Genomic DNA, 24279 nt, shown 5'->3' on the forward strand with positions numbered 1-24279 from the left:
CTAGGCCGCACAGCAGATCGACGGCACCGGCCGGGTCGGTCGTGGTGAGCGTGTGCCTGAGGGCATCGGCCAGGTTGACCTCCTCCGCGCCGAGGGCGTCCATCGCCGCGAACTGGTCCGGGCCGAACAACCGGTCCGCCTCCACCCGCGCGTAGCGCGTCGCCCACCCGAGCCAGGCCGCGGTGGCCGCCGCCTCCGCACCGGCGTCGACCAGTCGCATCCGCCCGAACTCGCGGACCGTCTCCAGCATCCGGTACCGCACCGTCGCGTCCGTCTCGACGACCTGCAGCAGCGACTGGTCCACCAACGCCTGCACCGCAGGGAGGGCGTCGCCGCCCAGCATCTCCTCGGCGGCGGCGAGCGTGAACCCGTCGTGGAACACCGAGAGCCAGCGCAGCGCCGGCGCTCGGGCTCGTCGAGCAGGTTCCACGACCAGTCGATGACGGCCAGCAGCGTCGGGTGCCGGTCGGCTGCGTTCCTGTCGCCGCCGCGCAACAACGCGAACCGGTCCGCCAGCCGGGTGCGGATCTCCTCGACCGACATCGCCCGCGCCTTCGTGGCGGCCAGCTCGGTCGCCAACGGCAAGCCGTCCAGGCGGGTCACGATGTCGGTCACCACGTCGTCGTCGAGCCGTGCGGTCGGGCGCGCGGCGAGCGCCCGGCGCCGGAACAGCTCGACCGCGTACGCAGTGTCGAGTGCGGCGAGCTGGTAGACGCGTTCGGCGCCGATGGCCAACGGCGCACGGCTGGTGACCACCACCTTCAGGTCCCTGGCGGTCGCCACGAGGAACGCGACCAGGTCGGCCACGACGCCCACCAGGCGCTCGCAGTTGTCCAGGATCAGCAGGCTCGGCGCCTAGGCGAGCTGGCTGGCGATGCGGCCACGTACGTCGGAGCGCTGCTCGGAGGACAACGTGCGACGACCGCTGACCGAGTCACGGACGCCGAGCGCCGAGCCGACCTCACCGACCAGGTCCTCAGGCGCCGTGACGCCCACCAGCTCCACGAAGTGCACCACCGGTTGGTCCGCGTCCCGTCCGAGCGCGTGCGCGAGCCTGGTCTTGCCGAGTCCGCCCGGCCCGACGATCGAGACCACCCGCGCGCCGTTCACCAGTGCATGCAGCTGTCTGATGGCGTTCTCGCGCCCGATCAACGAGTTCGCGTCGTAGTGCACCCCGCACGTACCGGCCGGTCGCGGGAGAGCAGCTCCTGGTAGGTCCGCTGGAGGTCCGCGCCGGGATCGACACCGAGCCGGTCGCGCAGCTTGGCGCGGTACTGCTCGTACCTGCCCAGGGCGGCGGCGGTTCCCCGTACGGCCGCCTCGCTTCGCAGCAGGCCGGCGAGCACGGCCTCGTCCGTAGGGTCCCGCTCGAACGCCTCGGTCAACCGCGGCAGCGCTGCGGCATGCTCGCCGCTCGCGCTCAGCGCCCGGCCGAGCAGGCCGGTCAGCTCGCTCGCCCGGGTTGCCGCGGTACGGCGCAGCTCGGCCAGTGCCCCGTCGTCGGTGTCGGCCGGCGGCACCAACGGCTCGGTTAGCGCCACCGCCTCGGCTATCGCATCGCGCGCCGCCGTCGGCTCCGCGGCGGCAAGCGCCTGGCGTACCCGGCGGATCAGGTCGGCCAGCCGCAGCGCGTCCACCTGGTCGGGAGTCGTGCCCAGCCGGTAGCCCTGAGCGTCGCGGACGACGGCGTCCGCGCCGCACGACGAACGGGTGCGCGAGACCAGCACCTGCAGTGCCTTCGTGGTGTTGGCCGGCACGTCGTCGCCCCAGACCGCGTCCACCAGCCGGTCGACGGGGACCGCACGGCCGCCGCCTGCGGCCAGTGCCGCAAGCAGCGCCTGCGACCGGTCGCCGCTCACCGGTCTGCCACACCACCGCACACCGTCGAGAAGCGTCAGCACGATGGACACCCGGGCAAGTCTAGGCAGGCGAGCTGGGGATCAGTCGAAATCCGCCGGGGCGGCGGGGTCGTCCAGCCGGGCGACGATGCGGGCGAGCAGCTCTGCCGAGTTGCGGGTCTTGGACAGCGGCGGCAGCTGGTCCGGCGGGAAGAACCCGACGTCGGCGATCTCACCGCCGGCACCGTCTGCTGGGCCGCCGTCGGCGGCGCCGAGCAGCTGGCAGGCCACCACGACCTTGTACACGTGGTACGCGTGCGGCGGATGGTTCCACTGCGGCGCGTCCCGGTCGTAGACGCCGAGCAGCCGGACCGGCTCCACCGGGTAGCCGGCCTCCTCCGCGGTCTCCCGCACCGCGACGTCTGCTGGCGCGTCACCGATGTCCGCCCAGCCACCCGGCAGTGCCCAGCAGCCGTCGGAACGCTCCTGGACGAGCAGCAGCCGGCCGGCCTCGTCGCGTACCGCGGCACGGACGTCCACCTTCGGCGTGACGTAGCCCTTGTCCGGCAGGTAGAGGTCGGCCACGCGTCCCGGCGACGTCCCGGCGAGGTCCGCGAGCATCTCGGCCGCGAGCACCTGCAGCCGTTCGTAGCGTTGCCGGTCGTAACCATCGGTGGCGTAGGTGCGCCCGATCGCCGCCATCGCCTGCAACTCGCGCGCCCGCGCTACCCACGTCTCGTCGCCCACGCCTGCTCCCGTCTCTGGTGCTCACGGTCCACCGTACGGGGACGCTCACTGTCCGCCGACAGCGCGAGCACGCTCCGATGGACGTCTTGAGGTGCCACTACGGCGCGTCGACACTTGAGGCCAGCTGGCGTGCCCCCGCGCCGGCAGCTCACAAGGAGGTGCCCTCATGCGGTCGATCAGGCTTTCCGTTGGCACGGCGATTGGATCCGCCGCACTGCTGTTCGGCGCCGCGGTTCCCTCGGCCGCAGCGGCACCGCCCGTCCAGCCGGGTTCGCCCATCACCATGGGCGGCTCGTACTGCACGCTCAACTGGATCTACGACGGCACCGGCAGCCGCGACGGCGTGGTGTACGCGGGGACGGCCGGGCACTGTGTCAACCGCACCGGCCAGGCCGTGCACCTCGCGGACGCGGCGCTCGGCGACCCGATCCAGAAGATCGGCCGCGTCGCGTACATCAACAAGAAGCTGGATACCGCACTCATCAAGCTCAACTCGGCGGCGCGCGCGCAGGCGAAGCCGGCGATGGCGGGTCACCCGAACATCCCGACCGGCGTCGCGACCGCCAAGGAGACCAACCTCGGCGACGTGTGTCAGTTCTCCGGGCACGGTGTCGGTTTCCACGCCACCGAGGTGACGCAGCAGCGCCGCGTAGGCGTGCTCGCCTCGAACAACGGCAAACAGCACTACTGCGACGGCGCCGTAACCCCCGGCGACTCAGGCGGCCCCGTCGGGGACGTCACCGCAGGCAACCAGGCCCTAGGCATCGTCAACACGGTAGGCGTCTACACCGACGGCGACATCCCCGCAGCCGGCGAAGGCGGCGTCTCCATGCCAGCCTTCCTCGCCGACGCCCGAGCCCACGGCTTCCCGGTGAAACTCCGCACGGTCTGACGCCCCCTCCCGGAAGCGGTCACGCCACGGCAACCGGCAGTGGCCGCAGGGGTGGTGGCGACCGGCGCAGGACCACGCGGCGCGAACCGCCAGGCGGATAACGCACGGTGCCGCGCATTGCGGCACGGTGCCCGCGCAGTCCAGCGCGGCGGCGCACGGTGACCCGCGGTGCCGCGCGGGCAATGCGACGGTCGGCATTGCCGGCAACCATCGCGACAGCGCAGAGCCCACAGCGCCGCCCGGCGCGCACGCAGCGCAGAGCCCACAGCGCCGCCCGGTGCACACGCGGCACCGAGCCGGCAGGGGGCGCGGCGTGGTGCGGTTGGCTGCATGGCCTTGCGGTTGGGCGCGCTGCGGGACGGTGGGCACTCTCCCGTGCGGGGTGTGGTGCGGCGGGATGCCCGGGCGCGCGCAGTGCGCGGCGACCGCCGGGGCATGCGGCGGTGCCGGGGGCGTGGTGGCCAGTAGGGACCATCCCGGCTCGGGTGCTGGGGTGTGCATCTCGTTCGGGCGCCTGGGGTGTGGTCGTGGTGGGGTTGGTGATGCGTGCGCGACGGACCGGTCGGTGGCGCTGGGGTGGTGGTAGCCGTCGGTGTTGGCCGGGGGCGCGGTGCGCTGCGGCGCAAGTAGCTGCGGGTGTGGCGGGGTTACTTCTTCTCTAGGGTGACTGTGGCCTTCTTGTCGGTGATGGCGATCTTGCCGGAGCGGTAGCCGTTGCCCTTGAACTCGATGAAGCTGCCGCCGGCGTCGCCGATCTCTACGTTCTGCTTGTTGGTGATGGTGTAGCCCTTCTCCGGCAGCTGCTCGACCCAGAAGTCGTACGCGTCGCCGGCGTCCTTGACAGTCACCTGGCCGGCCGTCCTGCCGTTCGCCTCCGTGATGTTGCCCTTCTTCGCGCCCGGCGGCACCGGGAACCCGGCGGGCAGACCGCTCTGCTTCACGTCGGTGTACGCACTGCTCGGAACCTTCGACTTCACCGGCTCAGGCTCGTTGTTGATACATCCGGTGAGTCCGGCGGTCGCGACGACGGCGAACGCCGCCGCGCAGATGGCGACCCGGATGCGGTACATCGATTCACTCCCCCGGGTTCGGCGTCGGACAACAGCCACGGATCATGCCACGTCTAACAGCTCCGTAGGGGTGCCCGGACGGGGGCAGTGCTACTGCTCTACGCGCTCGGCTGCGATCGCCTCGTCGACGACGCGCATCGCCACGCCGGAGGAGTACCCCTTCCTGGCCAGCATGCCCACCAGCCGACGGACGCGCCGGTCGTGGTCGAGCCGGCGGGTGCTCGGCAACTTGCGGTCGACGAGGGCACGCGCGGTGGCCCGTTCGTCGTCCGGGTCGAGCCGCTCGACCGCGGTCTGCACGTCGTCTTCGGCGACACCGCGACGGCGGAGCTCATGGGCGAGCGCCCGCCTCGCCAGCCCCCGACCGGCGTGCCTGGACTGCACCCACGCCTCCGCGTAGGCGGCATCGTCGATCAGGCCGACCTCCACGAAGCGGTCCAGGACCTGCTCAGCGACGTCGTCGGGCACATCCTTCTTCGCCAACGCGGCAGCCAGCTCCGCACGGGTACGCGGCGCGGCGGTGAGCATCCGCAGGCACACCGTGCGTGCCACCTTCTCCGGGTCACCCGGCGCCCCGGAGGCAGCCAACGAGCCAGGCGTGGGGCCGTCGGCCGCCGCAGAACTCGAACCGCGCCGGCTCGCCATCCGGCAGCCCCTTACAGGTCGACCGGGGCCGGCGCCGGCTCGTCGAGCGTCGGGCCGATACCGAGCTTCTCCTTGATCTTCTTCTCCAGCTCGTCGGCGAGCTCGGGGTTGTCGCGCAGGAAGTTGCGGGCGTTCTCCTTGCCCTGGCCGAGCTGGTCGCCGTCGTAGGTGTACCAGGCGCCGGACTTGCGGACGAAGCCGTGCTCGACACCGAGGTCGATCAGGCTGCCCTCCCGGCTGATCCCGACGTTGTACAGCAGGTCGAACTCGGCCTGCCGGAACGGCGGCGCCACCTTGTTCTTCACGACCTTGACCCGGACCCGGTTGCCGACCGCCTCCTGGCCGTCCTTCAACGTCTCGATCCGCCGCACGTCCAACCGCACGGACGCGTAGAACTTCAACGCCTTGCCACCCGAGGTGGTCTCCGGGGAGCCGAAGAAGACGCCGACCTTCTCCCTGAGCTGGTTGATGAACACCGCCGTGGTGCCCGACTGGCTCAGCGCGCCGGCGAGCTTGCGCAGCGCCTGCGACATCAGGCGCGCCTGCAGGCCGACGTGGCTGTCGCCCATCTCACCCTCGATCTCCGCACGCGGCACGAGCGCCGCGACCGAGTCGATGACGATGACGTCGAGCGCACCGGACCTGATCAGCATGTCGGCGATCTCCAGCGCCTGCTCACCGGTGTCCGGCTGGGAGACCAGCAGGCTGTTGGTGTCGACCCCGAGCTTCTCGGCGTAAATCGGGTCGAGCGCGTGCTCGGCGTCGATGAAGCCGGCGACCCCACCGGCCTTCTGCGCCTGCGCGACGGCGTGCAGGGCGACGGTGGTCTTACCCGAGGACTCCGGGCCGTAGACCTCCACGATCCGGCCCCTGGGCAGCCCGCCGATGCCCAACGCCACGTCGAGAGCGATCGCACCGGTCGGGATCACGGCGACCGGCACCCGGCCCTCGTCGCCCAACCGCATGACGGATCCCTTGCCGAACTGTCGCTCGATCTGTGCCAAGGCGGTGTCGAGTGCCTTGTCGCGGTCAGGTGCTGCCATCAGGTGCCACCTCGGGTCGTGAGTTGCTCTGTCTGTCGAGACGACGTTAGGACGTGGCTCGGACACTTGGGGTGGCGCCACACCCATCTGTGGACATCTCGATGGGCCGATCCTAGCCGAACACTTGTTCGAAGCCGACGCGGGACACGCCGACCTCGCAAACCGGCCGCAGCAGGCCGCCGGCTGCCGTACGCGACCATGGACGCCATGACCGCGCATCCCGTCGACCTCCCGCGCTCCGCTGCTCGCTCACGTGCGGTGCGTGCCTCAGTTCCGGCTAGCGTTCTCGCTACGATGCTCACGCCGGAGGCCTCCTCGTGACCGACGAGGTGTCCGCAGACGACTTCCGCGAGACGATGGCCACCTTCGCAACCGGGGTGGTCGTGCTCACCGCCCACACCGACGAGTACGGCGACGTCGGCAGCACGGTGACCTCGTTCAGCTCCGTGGCGCTCGAGCCACCGCTCGTGATGGCGAGCATCGGCACCCTCTCGCGGATGTTCGACACCATGGACACCCAGCCGCTGTGGGCGGTCTCCATCCTGTCCGCGGCGCAGCGGCAGATCGCCGGCCGGTTCGCCGTGCCAGGACGGCCGGGCGGCGAGGTGCTGCTCACCGGCGTGCCGTACCACCGCGGCGAGCACACCGGCGCCCTGTTGGTGGACGACGCCCTGGCGACCTTCGAGTGCCGCACGGCACAACGGGTCGAGGCCGGCGACCACACGCTGTTCATCGGCGAGGTGCTCGGCATCGACGGGCGCACCGACGGCGAACCCCTGCTCCGCTACGCCCACAAGTACCGCTGACCCGCCGGGGTCAGCGCTCGCGGTCGGGCAGGTCGAGCACGTCGCAGACCGCGCGCCACACCACCACGGCGTCGTAGCCGTCGGCCAGCGCCTTGTGCACCGTGCGGCCGCCGAGCGCCTCGATCACGTAGTCGCGCGCGAACGAGTCCGCGTACGCCTCGCCGAGGTGTCGCTCCATCCGCGCCCAGAACTCGGTACGCCACAGCGCCACGGGTGACCCCCAAAACCGGCCGTTCTCACCTGCTGGGACGCTCTCCAGTGAACACCGTTTCCTCACAGTGGAGACAGCTGCCCTCCGACTGGCAGTATCTACCACGATCGCCCCACGCAGCGTCGCGCCACCGTCCCCGGATCGAAGGCACCTACGTGACGACGAAACGCATCGACGATTCGCCCATCACGAAGTTCCACGTCCGCGCCTGCCGCTACACCGTAGGCGGGTTCGTCTGCGACGGGTACATCCTGGGCACCATCGGCCTCGCGCTGCCGCAGATCGCGACGGAGATGGACCTCGGCGCCGTCTGGCAGGGCCTGCTCGGGGCGTCGGCGCTGATCGGCATCTTCGTCGGGTCCATCGTGTTCGGTCCGATCACCGACAAGATCGGCCGGCAGAAGATGCTGGTCGCCGACCTGATCCTGTTCGTGATCGCCTCGATCCTGCAGCTGTTCGTCGCCGGCCCGATCGCGCTCTTCGCGTTGCGTTTCATCCTCGGCGTGGCCATCGGCGCCGACTACGCGATCGGTCCCGCACTCCTGGCGGAGTTCCGTGCCGAGACGCCGCCGCGGCCGGCTGCTGTCCAGCCTGAACGCCACCTGGACGGTCGGCTTCGTCGCCGCGTACGGCGTCGGTTTCGTGTTGCAGTCGTTCGGCGACGACACCTGGCGCTGGCTGCTGGCCAGCAGTGCGGTGCCGGCGTTCATCACGTTGCTGCTGCGGCTCGGCACGCCGGAGTCGCCGCGCTGGCTGGTCAGCAGGGGCAGGCACGACGAGGCGCGCGCGATTGTGCACAAGTACTTCGGTCCCGAGTACGAGCTCGAAGAGGTCGACGAGGCGGCCGGCAAGGTCAGGTACCGAGAGCTGTTCACCCGCCGATATCTCGGCCGGACGGTCTTCGCCGGCATGTTCTGGTTCTGCCAGGTGTTCCCGTACTTCGGCATCGGTACGTTCCTGCCGAGCATCATCGACGCGTTCGGCCTCGGCGAGGGCATGCTCAGCGAGGTGCTGTTCAACGCCTTCCTGCTGTTCGGCGCGGCCGTCGGCTGGCTCGTAATGGACGCGATCAGCCGCCGCTCGATGGTGATCTGGTCGTTCGTCATCGTCGGGGTCGCACTGCTGATGCTCGGCCTGAAACCCGACCTGCCGCTGGTCATCCTGATCCCGACGTTCCTCGTGGTGGCGTTCGTCATCTCCGCCGCCGCTGACCTGGAGAGCGTCTACCCGTCGGAGATCTTCCCGACGGAGGTACGGGCTTCCGGTGTCGGCCTGGCCGCCGGCGTCAGCCGGATCGGCGCGGCGATCAGCACGTTCGTGCTGCCGTCGGTGCTCGAGGGCCTCGGCATCGGGCCGACGATGCTGATCCTCGCCGCGGTTGTCGGGCTCGGTGCCGCCATCTCCATCCCGCTTGCGCCGGAGACGCGGCGGGTCGCGCTGCACGAGGCCGCGAAGGGCGCTCGGGTCGAAGAGGTGAAGGGATGACCACGTACGACGTCATCGTCGTCGGGGTAGGGGGAATGGGCAGCGCCGCCGCCTACCAGCTCGCCAGCCGCGGGCAGCGCGTGCTCGGCATCGAGCGGTTCACCGCGGGCCACGACCAGGGCTCCAGCCACGGCCGCTCGCGCGTGATCCGGCAGGCGTACCACGAGCACCCGGCGTACGTGCCGCTCGTGCTGCGCGCGTACGAGCTGTGGGAGCGCGCCGGCCGCGACACGGACCGCGAGCTGCTCACCGTCACCGGCGGAGTGATGGTCTCCGGCCCGGACGCCGGCCTGGTCACCGGCGCGCAGACCAGCGCACGGCAGTGGGGCCTGCCGTACGAGATCCTCGACCACACCGAGGTGCACGACAGGTTCCCCACCCTCACCCCGCGCGAGCACGAGGTCGGGCTGTACGAGCCTGGCACCGGGTTCGTCCGCCCGGAGGAGTCGGTGCTCGCGCACAGCGAGCTGGCCGCCGCTGCCGGCGCCGACCTGCACTACGAGGAGCAGGTGACCGGCTGGACGGCGACGGACAGCTCGGTGGAGGTCACCACAACGTCCGGTCGCTACACCGCCGGCCGGCTGGTCTTCTGCGGCGGCGCGTGGTCGCCGCAGCTGCTCGCCGAGCTGCAGCTGCCGATGGTCGTCGAACGCCAGGTGATGCACTGGTTCGACCCGATCGGCGGCGCCGAGCAGTTCCGGCCCGACCGGCACCCGATCTACCTGTGGGGCGAGACCGACGACGAGCTCGTCTACGGCTTCCCCGCCCACGACGGCGAGTCGACGGTGAAGGTCGCGTACTACCGCCGGCCGCACACGTGCACGCCGGACGACGTGGACCGCACGGTGAGCCAGGCGGAGGCCGACGAGATCCGCGCGTTCCTGCGGCCGCGGATCTCCGCGCTCGGCGGCAGGCACGTCACGGCGAAGACCTGCCTGTACACGATGACGCCCGATCACCACTTCGTCATCGGGCACCACCCCGGCCGGCCGAACGTGGTCGTCGCCTGCGGGTTCTCCGGGCACGGCTTCAAGTTCGTCCCGCTCGTCGGCGAGGTGCTCGCCGACCTGGCCATCGAGGGCGGCACCCGGCACGACATCGCCCTCTTCGACCCGACCAGGTTCGCCGCCGAGTAGGTTCTGCGGTATGACGCTCACCGAATGGTCCCGCCTGTGCAGTGCCGAGCTCGGTCTCGACGTCGCGTTGGAGAAGGCGGACGTGGACCGGATCCTGGACCTCGCGCGCGACGCGGCGCACCAGGTGGCACGGCCGGCAGCTCCGCTGACCACGTTCCTCCTCGGCGTCGCCGTCGGGCGGGGCGCCGACCCGGCCGACGCCGCCGCGCGGCTCACGGAGCTCGCGAACAGTCAGGAGACCACGGACGAATCGTGACGCAGCGCTCACTGCGCTACGTCGTGCTTACCGTTCAACACTGGCCGTGGTAGGAGTGCCTGGCTAACCTCCCCGACATCGGGACGCCGGCAGGGGACCGGCGCCCGAGAGGTGCCTACCATGTTCACGAAGATCCTGCTCGCCATCGCGAGCGCGGCCGCGCTGTCCGGCGCGGCCGTACTGTTCGGGGCGTCGCCGGCCCAGGCGGCGCTGAGCTTCCAACTACCGTTCCCGTGCGGACAGACCTGGCACGGCAACTCGAGCGCAAGCAGCGCACACACCGGCAAGGAAGTCGACTTCAACCGCGGCTCGTCGGCGACGGCGGACCGCGGCGACACCGTGGTGGCCGGGGCGTCCGGCGTCGTACGTACCGCCGCGCACCAGGGCAGCGCGAACGACTACGGCAACCTGGTGAAGGTCGAGCACTCCGGCGGCTACTTCACCTACTACGCCCACCTGAACGCCATCGCCGTGAAGGCCGGCGAGCGGGGTGCTGCGGGGTCAGGCGATCGGCCAGGTCGGCAACACCAGCCGGCCGGGCAGCGGCATCTCGCCGCACCTGCACTACGAGGTGCGCGAGGGCAGCAGCGGCTACCCGGGCAACCTGCGCAGGGCCGCGTTCGACGGCCGGACGTTCGGCTACCCGGATGCCGACGTGACGTCGAAGAACTGCGCCAACAGCTATGACACCAGGGAGGTGTGCGGCAGCGGTTACCACGTCATCGACTCGGTGGCGCTCGGCGCGAAGGGCGTCGCCGAGCTGGCAACTGCACGGTGACGCTGAAGTTCGCCGCCGTCGGCACGTCGACGCCGACGGCGGCGTACCTGGAGCCTGCCGGTGGTTCACGGGCCACCGACTCCGGTGGCTTCGGCTACTACGCCGGACCCGTGCGCAAGGTCGCACCCGGGTGTGTCCGTTGGGGCGGCGCCACCGGCGGGGAGAGGTACGACAGCCCCGCGGAGCACTGCGGCTGACGCCCGGTCAACCGTGGCGGCCGGACTCGTAGATCTCGATCGCGTGCGCCAACCAGCCGACCGACCGGGCGACGACGAAGACCGCCTCACCGCTGCCGTACGGCATGTCGTGCACGAAGCACAACGCGCCGAGGGCGAACTCGACGTTCGGTGGCAGCTGCCGCCGTTCCTCGACCAACCGGGTGACGGCCTGCACGATCTGCAGCCGGTCGTCATCCGGTGGGTCCTCGGCCAGCATGTCGAGCAGCAGGGTCGCCCGGCCGTCGGTGCGTTCGTACCGCGGCTGGCCGAACCCGGAGATCCGGTCGCCACGGAGCAGCCGCTCGCCGATGACCCTGCGTACCGAGGCGGGCGAGTCGATGTCGCCGAGCCACGCCTGCACCGCGAGCGACGAGCCGCCGTCGAGCAGCAGGCCGCTCGCCACGCTCATCCCGGCGAGCACCACGGAGTACGGGTCGGCCGCCATCGACGCGGCGGCCCGGACGGCGCGGGTGGACGGCGCCACCGCATGGTCGCCGAGCATGACGAGCGCCGCGGACAACAGGGCGATGTCGCGCTCGCGGGCCGGCCGTGCGGACAGCCGCGACCACAGCCGCGCGGCGACCGCGCCCGACAGCGGTTGGGACGAGAGTTCGGGCAGCGACTCGACGAGCGCAGGCACCAGTGACCGCCCCACCGAGCGTACCGAAGGCGCGGAGAGGTCGTACCTGAACGAGTCCGCCGCACCGAGCATTGCCGTGGTCACCTTGAGCCGGTCGAGCGGCAGGCTCGACTCGGGCACTGCGGCACGGACGGCCTCGACCGTCGCCTTGGCCTGCTCGTTGAGCGCCCACGGCACGTCCGGCTCGATGCCCGACTCCCACAGCAGCTCGGCCACCGCCTCGAACGAGTGCGTGGCTGCCAGCTCCGCCGCCTCGTGCTCGCGGTAGTAGAGCCGGTCCTCGACGATGCTCGCGACCCTCGTCGTCTCGCCTGGCGTGGTCGGCTCGAGCGGTTCTGCCCTCGCGCCACTGCGCACGGCCATCGCGTCGACCTCGGCGCGGGACAGCCAGCTCCTGCGGTCCCCAGCCAGCCGCTTGCTGCGCAGCAGGCCGCGGCTGACGTACGCGTACACGGTGCTCGGCTTGACGCCAAGCTGTTCTGCCGCCTCGGCGACCGAGATCAGGCCCGGATCTGCACCACCGCCCGTTACGGCTGCCGGCACCACGCCTCCCCGGGGACTCCAGACGACGTTGACAAGCAAGGGAGCTTGCCGAGTGCGTACCCATCGGATCGCCGTCATCCGTGGTGACGGCATCGGCCCCGAGCTGGTGGACGCAGCACTCCAGGTGCTCGACGCGGTCGCCGCAGGCCGCGACTACCGGTTCGAGACGGTCGAGGTGGACGCCGGCGCGGACACCTACCGCCGCACGGGTACCGCCTGTTCCGCCGAGGCGCTCGAGCTGATCAGGTCGGACGTCGCCGGCACGCTGAAGGGGCCGGTCGGGCTACCGCAGGTACGCCGGCCGGACGGCACGGAAGCCGGGCTGCTCGGCGGCATCCTCCGCACCGGCCTCGACGCGTACGCGAACGTGCGGCCGGTCCGCCTGCTCGCCGGCACCACCTCCAGCCTCGGCCTGCGCGCCGGCGAGATCGACTACGTGATCGTCAGGGAGAACACCGAGGGTCTCTACGCGTCCCGCGGCAAGGGTGTGGGCAATGCCTGGGCGATGGCGGACACGTCGATCACCACCAGGGAAGCGACGCTGCGGGTGTGCCGCCGCGCCTTCGAGCTCGCCCACCGCCGCAACAGCGCGCCGTCCGACGGCACGCGGCGGGTCACCTGCGTGGACAAGAGCAACGTACTGCGCACCTACGCGCTGTTCAGGGACATCTTCCACGAGGTGGCGCAGGAGTACCCGGACGTCGAGACCGAGGTGCTCTACGCCGATGCGGCGGCACAGGCGCTGGTGCTGCGGCCGGGCGACTTCGACGTGCTCGTGATGGAGAACTTCCTCGGCGACATCCTGAGCGACCTCGGCGGCGCGACGATCGGCGGCATCGCGTTCTGCCCGTCGGGCAACATCGGCGACGAGCACGCCTACTTCGAGCCGATCCACGGCAGCGCACCCGGCGTGGCCGGCCGCGACCTCGCGAACCCGATCGGCCAGGTACTGGCCGCTGGCATGCTGCTCGACCATCTCGGACATCCCGACGACGCCCGTCGGGTCACCGCCGCCGTCGAAGCCGCACTCGCGTCCGGCGCCGTGCAGGTCGCCGGCGACGGGACGGTGACCGGCGGCGCAACCGCCGCGGCAGACGCATTCGTCGCCGCACTACGGAACACACCGGAGGTGTCGTCATGACGACGGCCACTGAGTTCACGTTCACCGGACGCAGCAGGCGACGGATCATCGTCGCCGCGTCGGCCGGCAACTTCGCCGAGTGGTACGACTGGGGCGTCTACGGCGTGGTCGCCACGATCATCGCCACGACGTTCTTCCCCGAGGGCGACCCCGTCGTCGCGCTGCTGAACACGTACGCGGTCTTCGCGCTCGGCTACCTCTCGCGCCCGTTCGGCGGCGTCGTCTTCGGTTGGATGGCGGACAAGCTCGGCCGCCGCAGGGCTCTATCGTTCACCATCATCCTGACGTGTGCGGGCACTGCGTCGATGGGAGTGTTGCCGACGTACGCGCAGGCCGGCCTGCTCGCGCCGATACTCTTGCTCGTCGGCCGGCTGGCGCAGTCGATGGGCGCGGGCGGCGAGTACGCCAGCGCGATCAGCTTCGTGTTCGAGCACAGCCCGGCCAGCCACAAGGCGCGCAACGTCGGAATGCTGGTCGCGTCCACGTTCGTCGGCATCATGTCGGGCTCGGTGATGGCGCGCCTGTACTCGTTCGTGCTCGGCGAGGACGCGTACACCGCGTACGGCTGGCGCTTCCTCTTCCTGTTGGCCGTGCCGCTCGCGGTGTTCGGGTTCTACCTGCGCCGCCGGGTGGAGGAGACACCCGAGTTCGAGCAGATCGCCGCCGCGCGCCGCGCCGCGAAGCACAAGAAGTCGCCGCTCGTCGAGACACTGCGGTGGCACTGGCCACGGGTCGTCGTGTTCATCGTCTGCGCTGCGAGCTACGCGCTCATCAGCACGACCATCACGTCGTACCTCACGACGTTCCTCATCAGCGTGGGTCACCTGGGCAACACCGAGGCGTTCAACGTGACGATCGTCAGCAACGTGTTCGTCATCGCCGCGGCCCTCGCCACCGGCGTGCTGTGCGACCGGATCGGGCTGCGCAAGACGATGACCATCGCGGGCGTCGTCGTCGCGGTGCTCGCCGTACCCGGCTTGGCGGTCGCTGCGCAGGGGCTGGTCGGCGGGTTCGTCGGCGGCATGGCGATCGGCGCGTGCAAGGGGCTGCTCGCACTGCCGGTGCTGCTCGCGGTCAGCCAGCTCTTCCCCGGCGCCATCCGCGTGACCGCGGGAGCGTTGGCGTACAACGTGGTGCAGGCGGTGTTCGGGGGTACCGGACCGATCGTCGGTGTGTGGCTGAACGACAGCACCGGCGGCCCGGACGGCCTCGGCATCTACCTGGCCGCGCTCGCCGTGGTGACCGCGGTGTTCTCGTACCTGGCGAGGCGGTGGTTCGAGACCCCGTCGAGGTGCGCTGAATGGTCTCGGTCGACGATCTGGAGCAGCTGGCGACGGAGGCACTGCAGGCAGGCGGGGTGGACCACAACCACGCAGTGCGGACTGCGCATGTGCTCGTGCTCGCCGACCTGTTCGGCATCCACACCCACGGCGTGCAGCGTGTGCCGCAGTACCTCGAACGGGTACGCGTCGGCGGCATCGACCCGCAGGCCGACATCACCGTGGAGCGGGTCGCGCCCGCGCTCGCCACCGTGGACGGAGCCGGCGGCCTTGGACCCGCGGTCGGGTCGTACGCGCTCGAGGTGGCTCTCTCGGCCGCGCGGGACACCGGCGTCGCGGCAGTGTTCGCGCGGGACAGCAACCACTTCGGCCCGGTGATGCCGTACCTGTCCGACGCCTGCCGGCAGGGTTTCGCCGCGGTGATCGCGAGCAACGCCACCACGACGATCGCACCGTGGGGCGGCCGGGAGGCGAAGCTCGGCAACAACCCACTGGGGATCGGTGTGCCGAACCCGGCCGGCGACCCCGTGCTGCTCGACATCGCGATGAGCGCCGTCGCACGCGCGAAGATCCGCACTGCCGCGAAGGCCGGTGAGCCGATACCGCCAGGCTGGGCGACCGATGCGTCCGGCCGCACGACCACCGACCCGTCCGCCGCGCTCGACGGTCTGCTGCTTCCGTTCGGCGGCCACCAGGGGTACGGACTCGCGCTCATGGTCGACCTGCTCGCCGGTGTGCTCGCCGGTGCCAGCTTCCTGACCGGCGTGAGCTCGTGGAACCTGAACCCGGAACGGCCGCAGGACCTCGGCCACGTGTTCCTGGTGGTCGACACGTCGAGGCTGGGTGCCGCCGACGCGTTCAGCGCCCGGATGCGGGAGTTTTCCGAGACGCTGCACGCGACGACGCCGATCGACCCCGGCCAGCCGGTGCGGCTGCCCGGCGAGAGCGAGCTCGCCGCGTACCACAGACAGCTCGCCGAGGGTGTCGACGTCGCGGCGGCCGACCTCGCGGCACTGCAAGTCATCGTGGACGGGAGACACGCATGACACCGTTGCCGGCCGGTTCCTGTGACTGCCACACGCACGTGTTCGGCCCGTACGCCAGGTTCCCGCTGTCGGACGACCGCCCGTACACACCGCACGAGGCGTCCATCGAGCAGCTGAACCAGTTGCACCGCGGGCTCGGCATCGACCGCGTGGTGCTCATCCAGCCCAGCCCGTACGGCGTCGACAACTCCTGCCTCGTCGACGCGTTGCACCAGCTGGGCCATCGGGCGCGTGGCGTCGCCGTGGTGGACCCCGACGCCTCCGCGAGCGAGCTCGCACAGCTGCACGCCGCCGGCGTGCGCGGCACCAGGGTCAACGTCGCCAGCTACGGGCTGGCCGAGCACCGCGCGTTCGTCGACCGGCTGCGGCGGACGGCCGTCGCCGTGGAACCGTACGGCTGGCACGTCCAGCTCTACGCGCAGCTCGCCGAGCTGGTGGCTCTCGCCGACGAGCTCGCGACACTCCCGGTCCCCGTCGTGTTCGACCACTTCGCCATGGCACGCGCCGAGAAGGGTGTGGCACAGCAGGGGCTCGACACCGTGCTCGACCTGGTCGCGTCCGGCCGCGCGTACGTCAAGCTGTCCGCTCCGCACCGGATGTCGACGGCGCCCGACCACGCGGACGCCGCGCCGTTGGCACGTGCGTTCCTCGACGCCGACCCGGCGCGCGTGCTGTGGGGCACCGACTGGCCGCACACCGACGCCGACGGCCGCAGCCCGGAGAACCGGCTGATCCCGCGGCCGTTCAGGAACGAGGACGACACCGCCGCAATACGACGGCTGACCGGCTGGGTCAGGTCCGCCGAGGAACTACACCAGGTGCTCGCCGACAACCCCCGCCGCCTCTACGGGTTCTGAGGCCCGCGACCCACTGCATCACCTATGGCCGACCTATGACGGCCGCCGCCAGCATTGGCACCGTGGTGGAGAAGCGGCATCCGGTCGGCGGGATCATCTTCGGCGGGCTCGGTCTCGTGATCCTGCTGGCGAGTTTCGGCTCGCCATGGTCACGGGCCACCGATTTCGCCTCCACCGGCGTCGGCACGTCCGACCTCGACGTGCTCGACCTCGGCGCCGGCTCGGTGCTCTACCTGTTCGGCGTGGCGTTGCTCGTGGTGCTCGCCGTCGGCACCATCGCCGCCAGGGGCACTGCCAGGCTCGTCCTCGGCGTCAACGGCCTCGTCAGTGCGCTCGTGCCCACCATCGGACTGGTCCTCACCATGGGCGCGATCCGACAGGCCAACATCGCCGCGCTCGAGGACGCGAAGGCCGACGACGGCGGCGCGGACCTGGCGCTCGGGCTGCAGGCGGGCCCAATCCTCGCCGGTGTCGCCGTCTTCGCGCTGGCGCTCGCGGTCAGCAGGTTCACCTGGCCGAACCGTCCGACGGTCTGCTACTCGACCGGCGTCGCCGTCGCGGCGGTCGTGATGCTCACGATCCCGTGGGCGGGTCGCCGGGCGGTGCTCGCCGACCAGGTGGTCGTGCGCGACTACTGGTTCTTCTCGCTCGGCACCCTGGGCTACGTCGCGGCGGCAACCGTCGCCGTGCTCGTCGCGCTCGCGATACTCAGTGCGGTGCTCGCCGGCACGGCATGGTGGCCGGCGGCGCCGATGCCGTTGGTCGCGATCGCCACTGCCGTGCCGGCCATCGTGCTCGAAGTCTCCGGCCTGCAGCCCGACGCATCGCTCGCGAGCGCCGAGGACGTCAACTCGGTCCTCAACACCGGCGTGCCCGGCGTGTGGTCACTGGTGTGCCTGGTGTCGTCCATCTGCGCCCTGGCCATGTCGGCCAGGGAGTACGTGAAGGCACGCAGGCGGGCGGCGAACACGGTCACCGTGCCTGCGCTGTGACGGCTAGCCGCCTTCGCGGCACGCCGGCTGCTCGGCTGCCGCCGAGGCGTGCCTGCGTCTGGCCTTGGTCAACCGTTTCCGTGCCCCGTGCACGTGGCCGCGCCGGATCACGGCCTCGATGACCTCCGCGTCCTCCGCGCTGATCTCCTCGGCTCTCCGCGCTTCGTCCAGCGACTGCATCGCCGCCAGCTGGGCAGCATTCAACTCGTTGTCGCGCAGCACGTCACTCCCCCGAGTCGCGCCGGGTCAGGCCGCCGGGCGGCCTGACGACCTACCCGGAACCGTCGACCCGGCCACCGCGCCCAGACGGGACCGCCAGCCCCCGCGTTCGGCTACGGCGCCGCGCGAGCGGCTCCGGTCACCACCATCGCTGCCCCTATGCTCTCGCATCGGGACCCGCCGCGTCCGCAAGATCGAGTACTCAGTCCGCCAGGATCGCGTCGCGCCTGCGGTGCCGCAGCCGCGTCGACGCCACCGCGACCTCGACCGGGTCGCCCTCGCGGTCGAGCGCGACGGTCAGCGGCTGACCGTCCACCCGCAGGCCGTCGACGCGCAGCGCACCGACCGGCGGGGCTCCTCCGGTCAGCGTCGTCAGCTCGCCGGACGGCACGTCCGGCGCCAGGCCGAGCAGCACCTGCACCGCACTCACGGCCGACGCCGCCGCCCACGCCTGCGGGAAGCACGCGGTCGGGTACGGCACCGGTCGGCTCACCTCCGCCCGGCCGTCGCCCGCGTACAGCTCGGGCAGCCGGTACGCGAACGTGGGCGCAGACTCGAGCAGGGCGGCGGCCAGCGCCACCGCGTCGGCGTGCAGCCCCTCGCGCATCAGGCCGAGCGCGACGATCGCCGTGTCGTGCGGCCACACAGAACCACAGTGGTACGACAGCGGGTCGTAGCCGCCGTCCGCCGCCGAAATGGTGCGCAGCCCGTAGCCGGACCGCATGTCCGCGCCGCGCAGCCGCTGCGCCACCAGCCGCGCCTCGGCTCCGGTCAGCAGGCCGGTGCCGAGCAGGTGGCCGATGTTGCTCGTGACCGCGTCGACCGGCCGTTTGGTGCGGTCGAGCGCGAGCGCCGGGTAGCTGCCGGCCGCGTCCGCCACCCAGAACTGCCGGCGGAACGCGGCGGCCAGCTCGGCCGCGTACGTGGTCAGCCGCTGCGCGCCCTGGCGGTCGAACGCGTCCAGCAGCGCCGCGGCGGCGAGTGCGGCCTCGTGCGCGTAGCCCTGCACCTCGCACAGCGCGATCGGCCCCTCGGCCAGCCGGCCGTCACGGAACCGCACGGCGTCCGCGGAGTCCTTCCAGCCCTGGTTCGCCAGCCCGCGGCCGGACTCGTCCACGTACTCGAGGAAGCCGTCGCCGTCCGGGTCGGCGTGGTCGAGCAGCCAGCCGACCGCCGCCTCCAGCGCCGGGAGCAGCTCCCGCACGGTCGCATCCGCGAACCCCCACCGCCACGCGTCGTGCAGCAGCAGGATCCACAGGCAGGTGGCGTCGACGGTGCCGTAGTACACCGGCGGCAGCACGATCCCGTCGGCGTCGTCCACGGTGGACGTGCCGCGCCGCAGCTCGTGCGGGATCTTGCCGGGCGCCTCACCGGTCGACTGGTCGTGCCTCGTGCCCTGCAGGTCGGCCAGCGTGTGAAGGGTGCCGGCCGCCAGGTCGGTGCCGAGCGGCAGCAGCATCCGTGCGGCCCACAGGCTGTCGCGGCCGAACAGGGTGAAGTACCACGGCGCGCCTGCGGCGAGGAACTGCGCGTCCGGGCGGCGTGCGGTGGCCAGGCGCAGCGTGTCCAGGTCGGCCAGCGACCGCTCGACGAGCGCCGGCAGCCGCCGGTCGTCCGCCACCACCCGCGGCAGCGGCCAGGGCCGGTCACCGGCTGGCCCGACCACCCGGCCGGGATCGGTGACCACCAGCCGCCAGCCCACGGTGGCCGTGCCGCGCGCCGGCAGCTGGACGGCCCAGGTCAACGCGGCGCCCGTACCGTCCACCTCCAGCCGGGCGTCGGGGCCGGTCAGCGACACCCGCAGCCCGTCCGGCCCGGACCAGACCAGCGCACCGTCGGCCAGCTCGGGTGGCACCGGCGCGGTGGGGACAGCGCGGCGCACGACGTGCATCTCCGCCAGGTCGCTGGCCACCGCCACGCGCACCGCGACGGTACGTACCTCGGCAGCGCGGGACGGTAGCTCGATCTCCTCGACCACGCCGTCGGCCGTCGCCAGCCGCCGGCGGTGCACCCGCAGCCCGGACTGCGCTACGGCGACGAACAGCACCTCACCCGGCCCCTCGTAGGTCGCCGTCAGCGGCACCGGCTCGGCGCCGTCGACGGTCAGCGTGGCCTGGGCGAGCGCCCGGACGTCCGCGTGGAACACGCCCTGCGCCCCGGTCGCACGCACCTGTCCGTCGGCCGCGCTCAGCACGGCGGTCGGCGCGCGCAGGCAGGTGGTCAGGTCGTGCAGCATCGGTTCCCTGGCCAAGGTCGCTCCCGCAGCGTGGCTGGTTGGACGGCGGTCGCACCCATCGTCCACCGCCGCAGCGCAGCAGTCGGCACCGCCCTCTTAACACGCCGACAACGTCGTGCACAAGGGGTTTAGGCCCCCTAGTGTTTCGGGCGCTGTGCCTCCTGCGGACCGCGCGGCCAGGGGAGAGGCTTAATGCAGGGCCGTACGAACCTCCGGCGGCTCCGTCCGCCACCTCAAGGAACCGCCCATGTCGCTAGCCCCTGCCGTCGAGCGCCCCACGAGGGCGAGTACGTTCCCGCCGCTGCGGCGACGGATCAAGGAGAGCGGCCTGTTGCGCCGCCGTCCCGGATACTACGTCGGCATGCTCGCCATGAACCTGATCTCGATCGGCGCGGTCGCGGCGGCGATGCTGGCGATCGGACCGTCCTGGTGGGCGCTGCTGCTCGCCGTGCCCGCCGCGATCCTCACCGGCCGCACCGGGTTCGTCGGCCACGACGCCGGCCACGAGCAGATCTCCAGCAAGCACAAGGTGAACCAGTTCGTCGGCCTGCTCCACGGCAACCTGATACTCGGCATGAGCTACGGCTGGTGGAACAGGAAGCACAGCGCACACCACGCCAACCCGAACCACCACGAGCTCGACCCGGACGTCCAGGTCGGCGCGCTCGCCTGGTCGAAGGACCACGCCCGCGGGCGGGAGAGCGGCGTCACCAAGTGGCTGACCCGCAACCAGGCGTACCTGTTCTTCCCCATGCTGCTGCTCGAGGGCTTCAACCTGAAGCTGTCCAGCATCGTCGCCCTGCGCGAGCGGACGCGGAACCAACGGATCATCGAGATCGCACTGCTCGTCGCGCACACCGTCGGCTACGTCGGGTTCCTGCTGTTGGTGCTGACGCCGCTGCAGGCGCTCGTGTTCGCGCTCGTGCACCACATGCTCTTCGGCCTGCACCTCGGCATGGCGTTCGCGCCCAACCACAAGGGCATGCCAGCGCCTGAGCCCGGCCAGGAGTGGGACCACCTGCAGCGGCAGGTGCTCACCTCCCGCAACGTCCGTGGTGGCGTGCTGACCGACTGGTTCCTCGGCGGGCTGAACTACCAGATCGAGCACCACCTGTTCCCCAGCATGCCGCGGGCGAACCTGCCGAAGGCCGTGCCGATCGTCCGGCAGTACTGCGCCGAGATCGGCGTGCCGTACGCCGAGGCGAGCATCGTCGGCTCGTACCGGGAGGCGATCGAGTACCTGCACGAGGTCGGCGAGCCGCTGCGGCTGGACTTCTGAGCCACGTCTCAACTGCTGACACCGTGATCTTGACAGCTGGTCGTACCGTCATACGAGGATGACCTTGTCGCTGTAACCGGCGAGGGAGCCGCCATGCGCAAGGTCGTCGACACCCTGTTGCCCGTCACGATGGTGGGGTCGTACCCGCGGCCGCTGTGGTACAAGCACCAGCTGCACGGCCAGGACATCAGGCACGGTGATCCGGGAGCAGGAGCTCGCCGGGCTCGACATCGTCACCGACGGCCAGATGTACTTCGACGACTACGGCGGCTCGATCAACCTCGCGCTCCACGTGCACTACGACCTGCCCGGCTGTCACTACACGAACCAGCGCTACCTCACCGAGGACCTGGTGCCGGTCTTCAACGCAGAGCTGAAGGAGCTGGTCGCGGCCGGCGCGACGTTCATCCAGCTGGAGGATCTCGGCGCGTGGCTGCCGATCATGTCCGGCGACAAGGACGACGCGAGGTACGTCGTGGACGTGATGAACCGCACGTTCGACGGCGTGGACGCGAAGCTCGCCTGGCACTGCTGCCTCGGCGCCGCGTACGGCAGCAGCAACCAGTCGCTGTGGGGCGGGCAGCTGAAGCAGATCATGCAGCCGCTGTACGACGTGGCGGTCGACCAGTTCGTACTCGGCTTCTCGCTGCGTGACATGGCCGACGTCGACGTGCTGCGCACGCTGCCGGAGGACAAGGAGGTCGCCGCCGGCGTCATCGACGTCCGCACCACGGAGGTCGAGAGCGCATCCGCAAGGTGCTCGACCACGTGCCGCCTGAGCGGGTGTACCTCACCACCAACTGCGGCATGCGCGTGCTGCCGAGGCTGATCGCGCAGACCAAGCTGATGGCGCTGGCACGGGGCGCCGCCGTAGTGCGCGACGAGCTGTAGGAAGGGCCGCATGCAGCCAGTGGACCGCATGGTCGTCACGACGGTCGTGGAGAACTACGTCGACATGCTGCTCGCGGACGAGCCGCAGGTCACCCGCACCGGGCTTGCGCACCACTTCGACCCGAAGAAGACCAACCCGCTCGGCGAGAACGGCATCGCGCTGCACGTACTGCTGGAATGGGACAGGTACCGGTACCAGCTGCTGTTCGACACCGGCATGTCTGGGCAGGTGCTGCTGCACAACGCCGCGGCGATGGACGTCGACCTGGACGCCGTCGACCACCTGGTGATCAGCCACGGCCACCCCGACCACTACGGCGGCCTGCTCGCCCTGCTCGACCAGCGCACGGCAGCACTGCCGATCTCCATGCACGACGACGCGCTGCTGCCGCGCTACCTGCGGCTGGCGTCCGGCCAGGTGGCGCCGTACTACAACCACGACCTCACCCGTGGCGCGATCGAAGCACACGGGGGCCGGCAGGTCAGCCACGACGGCCCGCTCGAGGTCGGTCCTGGCGCGCTGGCGACGGGGCCGATACCGCGCGAGGTCGCGTTCGAGCAGCCACCATCGAGCATCACCACGCCGAACGCACTTATCCAGCTGGTGGACGGCGAGATGCGCCCCGACTCCGTACCGGACGACCAGGCGCTCGTCGTACGGCTCGGCGACGGCATCGTGGTGTTCACCGGGTGCAGCCACGCCGGCGTGGTGAACACCGTGAAGCACGCGATAGAGATCACCGGCGTCGACCGGGTACGCGCCGTCTTCGGCGGTTTCCACCTCGGCTTCCCCGGCACCCCGGAGAGCAAGACCGACGCGACCATCGAGGAGCTACGCAACCTCGACGTCGACCTGCTCTGCCCCATGCACTGCACGGGCATGGCCGCCATGATGCAGATCCGCGCGGCGTTCCCCGACCGGTTCCTGCTCAACTGCACCGGCACCGAAGTCGTCCTCGACAGCTGACCGCTACCGCCCGCCCTGCGGGTCCCGCTGCTGGCTCCGATCCGCCCGCGGGTCCTTGTCATGTCGCTTCGCCCCTGACCGTCCGGCCGCACGCTGACCCGCCGGCCGGACGGTGACGTTCGGGGCGTTCACGTGCAGGCCACGCTGAACTCGCGGATCCGTCGGCTGGGTGTATGTGACGCGCCCCTCATCCGGGCTGTTCAGCGTCACGCCGCCGTGGATGCCCTTCACGTCGAGGTGGCCGGACTGGGTCGTCAGCACCACGTTGCCACCGACATTGTCCACGGTCATCGTGCCGGCACGGGCGAGCGCGTTCACGTCGCCGCGCACGTCGATCAGGTCCATGTCACCGCCGTTGGCCGTCAGCTTGACCGGACCCGACACTCCCCGACCGACGACGTTGCCCGCCTCGCTGCGGACCGACGACCCCTGGTCGAACCGTCCACGCAGCTCGAGGTCCGACCGGTCGAGCTGCACGTCCAACCGGGTACCGACGGGGACGCGCACGTCGATCCTGCCCACCTCGTCAGGACGTGCACCGTCCGGCGAGGCGGGTATCTCGATCTGTCGGACGTGCGAGTCGGGACGGGCCGGGATGTCACCCGGCCGCTGCTGCTCGTACGGGCCTGACTGGTGATGTCCCTGACACCATGCGCTCTCGGCTGACCCGCACCAGCGAAGACGAGCGCGTGGGGTCCGCGGTGATGGATACCGGTATTCGGGCACCTTCGGCCGAGCGGATCTGCAGCAAGTTCGGGCGATCAGCGGGCGTGTGGGCCGGTCGCGGTCTCGGTCAACGGGGCTCCTCGGTCACTGGAACGGCAACGTCCAGCCTCGGACGTGCGAGACGCGATCCGGTTCCTGCGTCGCGATGGCCGGCCAGCTCTTGACAGATTGGGTTTAGATCCAATCCTTATCTCGTTCCCTCCGAGGGACGTTCAATGGCGAGCCCCGACTCCAGCTACCGCTGTCCAGAACGCCCCAACGCCTGACCACCGCGCCACCACCGCGGGCTGCACGGGCTGGCCGGCCACCCTCCCGGTCGCTACCAGGCGAGCACCAA

Annotated in this window: 21 protein-coding genes and 3 pseudogenes; 14 read left to right on the forward strand and 10 right to left on the reverse strand. The window is 71.0% G+C overall.

What is annotated here, in order from left to right; translation table 11 throughout:
• Both GEV07_15325 and GEV07_15330 read right to left on the reverse strand, forming a co-directional pair.
• Nucleotides 1–1910: pseudogene (locus GEV07_15325) on the reverse strand (AAA family ATPase).
• 30 nt (nt 1911–1940) lie between these two features.
• Entirely contained in the window at nt 1941–2540 is a 600-nt protein-coding gene (locus tag GEV07_15330; GenBank protein ID MQA04032.1) for an NUDIX domain-containing protein, read from the reverse strand.
• Nucleotides 2541–2751: 211 nt separating this feature from the next.
• Between GEV07_15330 and GEV07_15335 the strand changes: the two genes are divergently transcribed.
• Nucleotides 2752–3477 (forward strand): trypsin-like serine protease, encoded by a 726-nt coding sequence (locus GEV07_15335; GenBank protein ID MQA04033.1) that lies wholly within the window; start codon nt 2752–2754, stop codon nt 3475–3477.
• A 647-nt stretch (nt 3478–4124) separates the two neighbouring features.
• On the opposite strand, the gene GEV07_15340 is transcribed toward GEV07_15335, so the two are convergent.
• The 3 genes from GEV07_15340 to recA form a co-directional block, all read right to left on the reverse strand.
• Complete coding sequence (locus tag GEV07_15340) at nt 4125–4547, reverse strand: hypothetical protein (protein ID MQA04034.1); 423 nt, start codon at nt 4545–4547, stop codon at nt 4125–4127.
• Nucleotides 4548–4637: 90 nt separating this feature from the next.
• A complete protein-coding gene (locus tag GEV07_15345) occupies nt 4638–5192 on the reverse strand; it encodes a recombination regulator RecX (protein ID MQA04035.1) in 555 nt (184 codons plus the stop codon).
• Between the two features lie 11 nt (nt 5193–5203).
• Nucleotides 5204–6235: a recombinase RecA gene (gene recA, locus GEV07_15350; protein ID MQA04036.1), complete on the reverse strand. Its 1032-nt coding sequence runs from the start codon at nt 6233–6235 to the stop codon at nt 5204–5206.
• A 329-nt stretch (nt 6236–6564) separates the two neighbouring features.
• Here recA and GEV07_15355 point away from each other — a divergent pair, with 329 nt between their 5' ends.
• Nucleotides 6565–7041, forward strand: coding sequence for a flavin reductase (locus tag GEV07_15355; GenBank protein ID MQA04037.1), 477 nt, complete (start codon nt 6565–6567; stop codon nt 7039–7041).
• Nucleotides 7042–7051: 10 nt separating this feature from the next.
• Here GEV07_15355 and GEV07_15360 read toward each other — a convergent pair whose 3' ends face one another.
• A complete protein-coding gene (locus GEV07_15360; protein MQA04038.1) occupies nt 7052–7246 on the reverse strand; it encodes a DUF3046 domain-containing protein in 195 nt (64 codons plus the stop codon).
• Between the two features lie 146 nt (nt 7247–7392).
• Between GEV07_15360 and GEV07_15365 the strand changes: the two are divergent.
• The 4 genes and pseudogenes from GEV07_15365 (at nt 7393) to GEV07_15380 (ending at nt 11104) form a co-directional block, all read left to right on the forward strand.
• Nucleotides 7393–8737: pseudogene (locus tag GEV07_15365) on the forward strand (MFS transporter).
• Nucleotides 8734–9873, forward strand: coding sequence for an N-methyl-L-tryptophan oxidase (gene solA, locus GEV07_15370; protein MQA04039.1), 1140 nt, complete (start codon nt 8734–8736; stop codon nt 9871–9873). Before GEV07_15365 ends, solA begins: the two are co-directional and overlap by 4 nt.
• 10 nt (nt 9874–9883) lie before the next feature.
• Nucleotides 9884–10129 carry a molybdopterin-guanine dinucleotide biosynthesis protein gene (locus GEV07_15375; GenBank protein MQA04040.1) on the forward strand — a complete coding sequence of 82 codons (246 nt, stop codon included), beginning with the start codon at nt 9884–9886 and terminating at the stop codon, nt 10127–10129.
• 120 nt (nt 10130–10249) lie between these two features.
• Nucleotides 10250–11104 (forward strand): annotated as a pseudogene (locus GEV07_15380) (peptidoglycan DD-metalloendopeptidase family protein).
• A gap of 7 nt (nt 11105–11111) precedes the next feature.
• On the opposite strand, the gene GEV07_15385 reads toward GEV07_15380, so the two are convergent.
• Entirely contained in the window at nt 11112–12401 is a 1290-nt protein-coding gene (locus GEV07_15385; GenBank protein ID MQA04041.1) for a hypothetical protein, read from the reverse strand.
• Between GEV07_15385 and GEV07_15390 the strand changes: the two genes are divergently transcribed.
• From GEV07_15390 to GEV07_15410, 5 genes are read left to right on the forward strand one after another with little or no spacing between them, the layout of a single operon-like run.
• Nucleotides 12361–13449, forward strand: coding sequence for an isocitrate/isopropylmalate dehydrogenase family protein (locus GEV07_15390; GenBank protein ID MQA04042.1), 1089 nt, complete (start codon nt 12361–12363; stop codon nt 13447–13449). The genes GEV07_15385 and GEV07_15390 overlap by 41 nt on opposite strands.
• Nucleotides 13446–15107 (forward strand): MFS transporter, encoded by a 1662-nt coding sequence (locus GEV07_15395; protein ID MQA04043.1) that lies wholly within the window; start codon nt 13446–13448, stop codon nt 15105–15107. The genes GEV07_15390 and GEV07_15395 overlap by 4 nt, the downstream gene beginning before the upstream one ends.
• The gene (locus GEV07_15400; protein ID MQA04044.1) at nt 14750–15775 is read left to right on the forward strand and encodes an Ldh family oxidoreductase; all 1026 of its coding nucleotides are present in this window, start codon (nt 14750–14752) and stop codon (nt 15773–15775) included. The genes GEV07_15395 and GEV07_15400 overlap by 358 nt, the downstream gene beginning before the upstream one ends.
• Nucleotides 15772–16632 carry an amidohydrolase family protein gene (locus tag GEV07_15405; GenBank protein ID MQA04045.1) on the forward strand — a complete coding sequence of 287 codons (861 nt, stop codon included), beginning with the start codon at nt 15772–15774 and terminating at the stop codon, nt 16630–16632. Before GEV07_15400 ends, GEV07_15405 begins: the two co-directional genes overlap by 4 nt.
• Nucleotides 16633–16667: 35 nt before the next feature.
• Nucleotides 16668–17624 carry a hypothetical protein gene (locus GEV07_15410; GenBank protein MQA04046.1) on the forward strand — a complete coding sequence of 319 codons (957 nt, stop codon included), beginning with the start codon at nt 16668–16670 and terminating at the stop codon, nt 17622–17624.
• Nucleotides 17625–17627: 3 nt separating this feature from the next.
• On the opposite strand, the gene GEV07_15415 is transcribed toward GEV07_15410, so the two are convergent.
• Both GEV07_15415 and GEV07_15420 read right to left on the reverse strand, forming a co-directional pair.
• Entirely contained in the window at nt 17628–17846 is a 219-nt protein-coding gene (locus tag GEV07_15415; protein MQA04047.1) for a hypothetical protein, read from the reverse strand.
• A gap of 199 nt (nt 17847–18045) precedes the next feature.
• The gene (locus GEV07_15420; protein MQA04048.1) at nt 18046–20079 is read right to left on the reverse strand and encodes an amylo-alpha-1,6-glucosidase; all 2034 of its coding nucleotides are present in this window, start codon (nt 20077–20079) and stop codon (nt 18046–18048) included.
• Nucleotides 20080–20326: 247 nt separating this feature from the next.
• On the opposite strand from GEV07_15420, the gene GEV07_15425 reads away from it, so the two are divergent.
• The 3 genes from GEV07_15425 to GEV07_15435 all read left to right on the forward strand — a co-directional run bounded on the left by GEV07_15425 (nt 20327) and on the right by GEV07_15435 (nt 23216).
• A complete protein-coding gene (locus tag GEV07_15425) occupies nt 20327–21358 on the forward strand; it encodes an acyl-CoA desaturase (GenBank protein ID MQA04049.1) in 1032 nt (343 codons plus the stop codon).
• A 196-nt stretch (nt 21359–21554) separates the two neighbouring features.
• The gene (locus tag GEV07_15430) at nt 21555–22187 is read left to right on the forward strand and encodes a hypothetical protein (GenBank protein ID MQA04050.1); all 633 of its coding nucleotides are present in this window, start codon (nt 21555–21557) and stop codon (nt 22185–22187) included.
• Nucleotides 22188–22259: 72 nt separating this feature from the next.
• A complete protein-coding gene (locus GEV07_15435; GenBank protein MQA04051.1) occupies nt 22260–23216 on the forward strand; it encodes an MBL fold metallo-hydrolase in 957 nt (318 codons plus the stop codon).
• A 3-nt stretch (nt 23217–23219) separates the two neighbouring features.
• Here the strand turns inward: GEV07_15435 and GEV07_15440 are convergent, their stop codons facing one another.
• Nucleotides 23220–23738 carry a hypothetical protein gene (locus tag GEV07_15440; GenBank protein ID MQA04052.1) on the reverse strand — a complete coding sequence of 173 codons (519 nt, stop codon included), beginning with the start codon at nt 23736–23738 and terminating at the stop codon, nt 23220–23222.
• Between the last annotated feature and the right edge of the window lie 541 nt (nt 23739–24279).

The organism is Streptosporangiales bacterium (assembly GCA_009379825.1).
Taxonomy (GTDB): domain Bacteria; phylum Actinomycetota; class Actinomycetes; order Streptosporangiales; family WHST01; genus WHST01.

Bases quoted from the DNA above. Each gene is read 5' to 3' on its own strand.
- GEV07_15335 (MQA04033.1), top strand. From the start codon at position 2,752: ATGCGGTCGATCAGGCTTTCCGTTGGCACGGCGATTGGATCCGCCGCA.
- GEV07_15340 (MQA04034.1), bottom strand. From the start codon at position 4,547: ATGTACCGCATCCGGGTCGCCATCTGCGCGGCGGCGTTCGCCGTCGTC.
- GEV07_15405 (MQA04045.1), top strand. From the start codon at position 15,772: ATGACACCGTTGCCGGCCGGTTCCTGTGACTGCCACACGCACGTGTTC.
- GEV07_15330 (MQA04032.1), bottom strand. From the start codon at position 2,540: ATGGCGGCGATCGGGCGCACCTACGCCACCGATGGTTACGACCGGCAA.
- GEV07_15345 (MQA04035.1), bottom strand. From the start codon at position 5,192: ATGGCGAGCCGGCGCGGTTCGAGTTCTGCGGCGGCCGACGGCCCCACG.
- GEV07_15435 (MQA04051.1), top strand. From the start codon at position 22,260: ATGCAGCCAGTGGACCGCATGGTCGTCACGACGGTCGTGGAGAACTAC.
- recA (MQA04036.1), bottom strand. From the start codon at position 6,235: ATGGCAGCACCTGACCGCGACAAGGCACTCGACACCGCCTTGGCACAG.
- GEV07_15410 (MQA04046.1), top strand. From the start codon at position 16,668: ATGACGGCCGCCGCCAGCATTGGCACCGTGGTGGAGAAGCGGCATCCG.
- GEV07_15420 (MQA04048.1), bottom strand. From the start codon at position 20,079: ATGCTGCACGACCTGACCACCTGCCTGCGCGCGCCGACCGCCGTGCTG.
- GEV07_15400 (MQA04044.1), top strand. From the start codon at position 14,750: ATGGTCTCGGTCGACGATCTGGAGCAGCTGGCGACGGAGGCACTGCAG.
- GEV07_15395 (MQA04043.1), top strand. From the start codon at position 13,446: ATGACGACGGCCACTGAGTTCACGTTCACCGGACGCAGCAGGCGACGG.
- solA (MQA04039.1), top strand. From the start codon at position 8,734: ATGACCACGTACGACGTCATCGTCGTCGGGGTAGGGGGAATGGGCAGC.
- GEV07_15375 (MQA04040.1), top strand. From the start codon at position 9,884: ATGACGCTCACCGAATGGTCCCGCCTGTGCAGTGCCGAGCTCGGTCTC.
- GEV07_15385 (MQA04041.1), bottom strand. From the start codon at position 12,401: ATGCCGTCACCACGGATGACGGCGATCCGATGGGTACGCACTCGGCAA.
- GEV07_15425 (MQA04049.1), top strand. From the start codon at position 20,327: ATGTCGCTAGCCCCTGCCGTCGAGCGCCCCACGAGGGCGAGTACGTTC.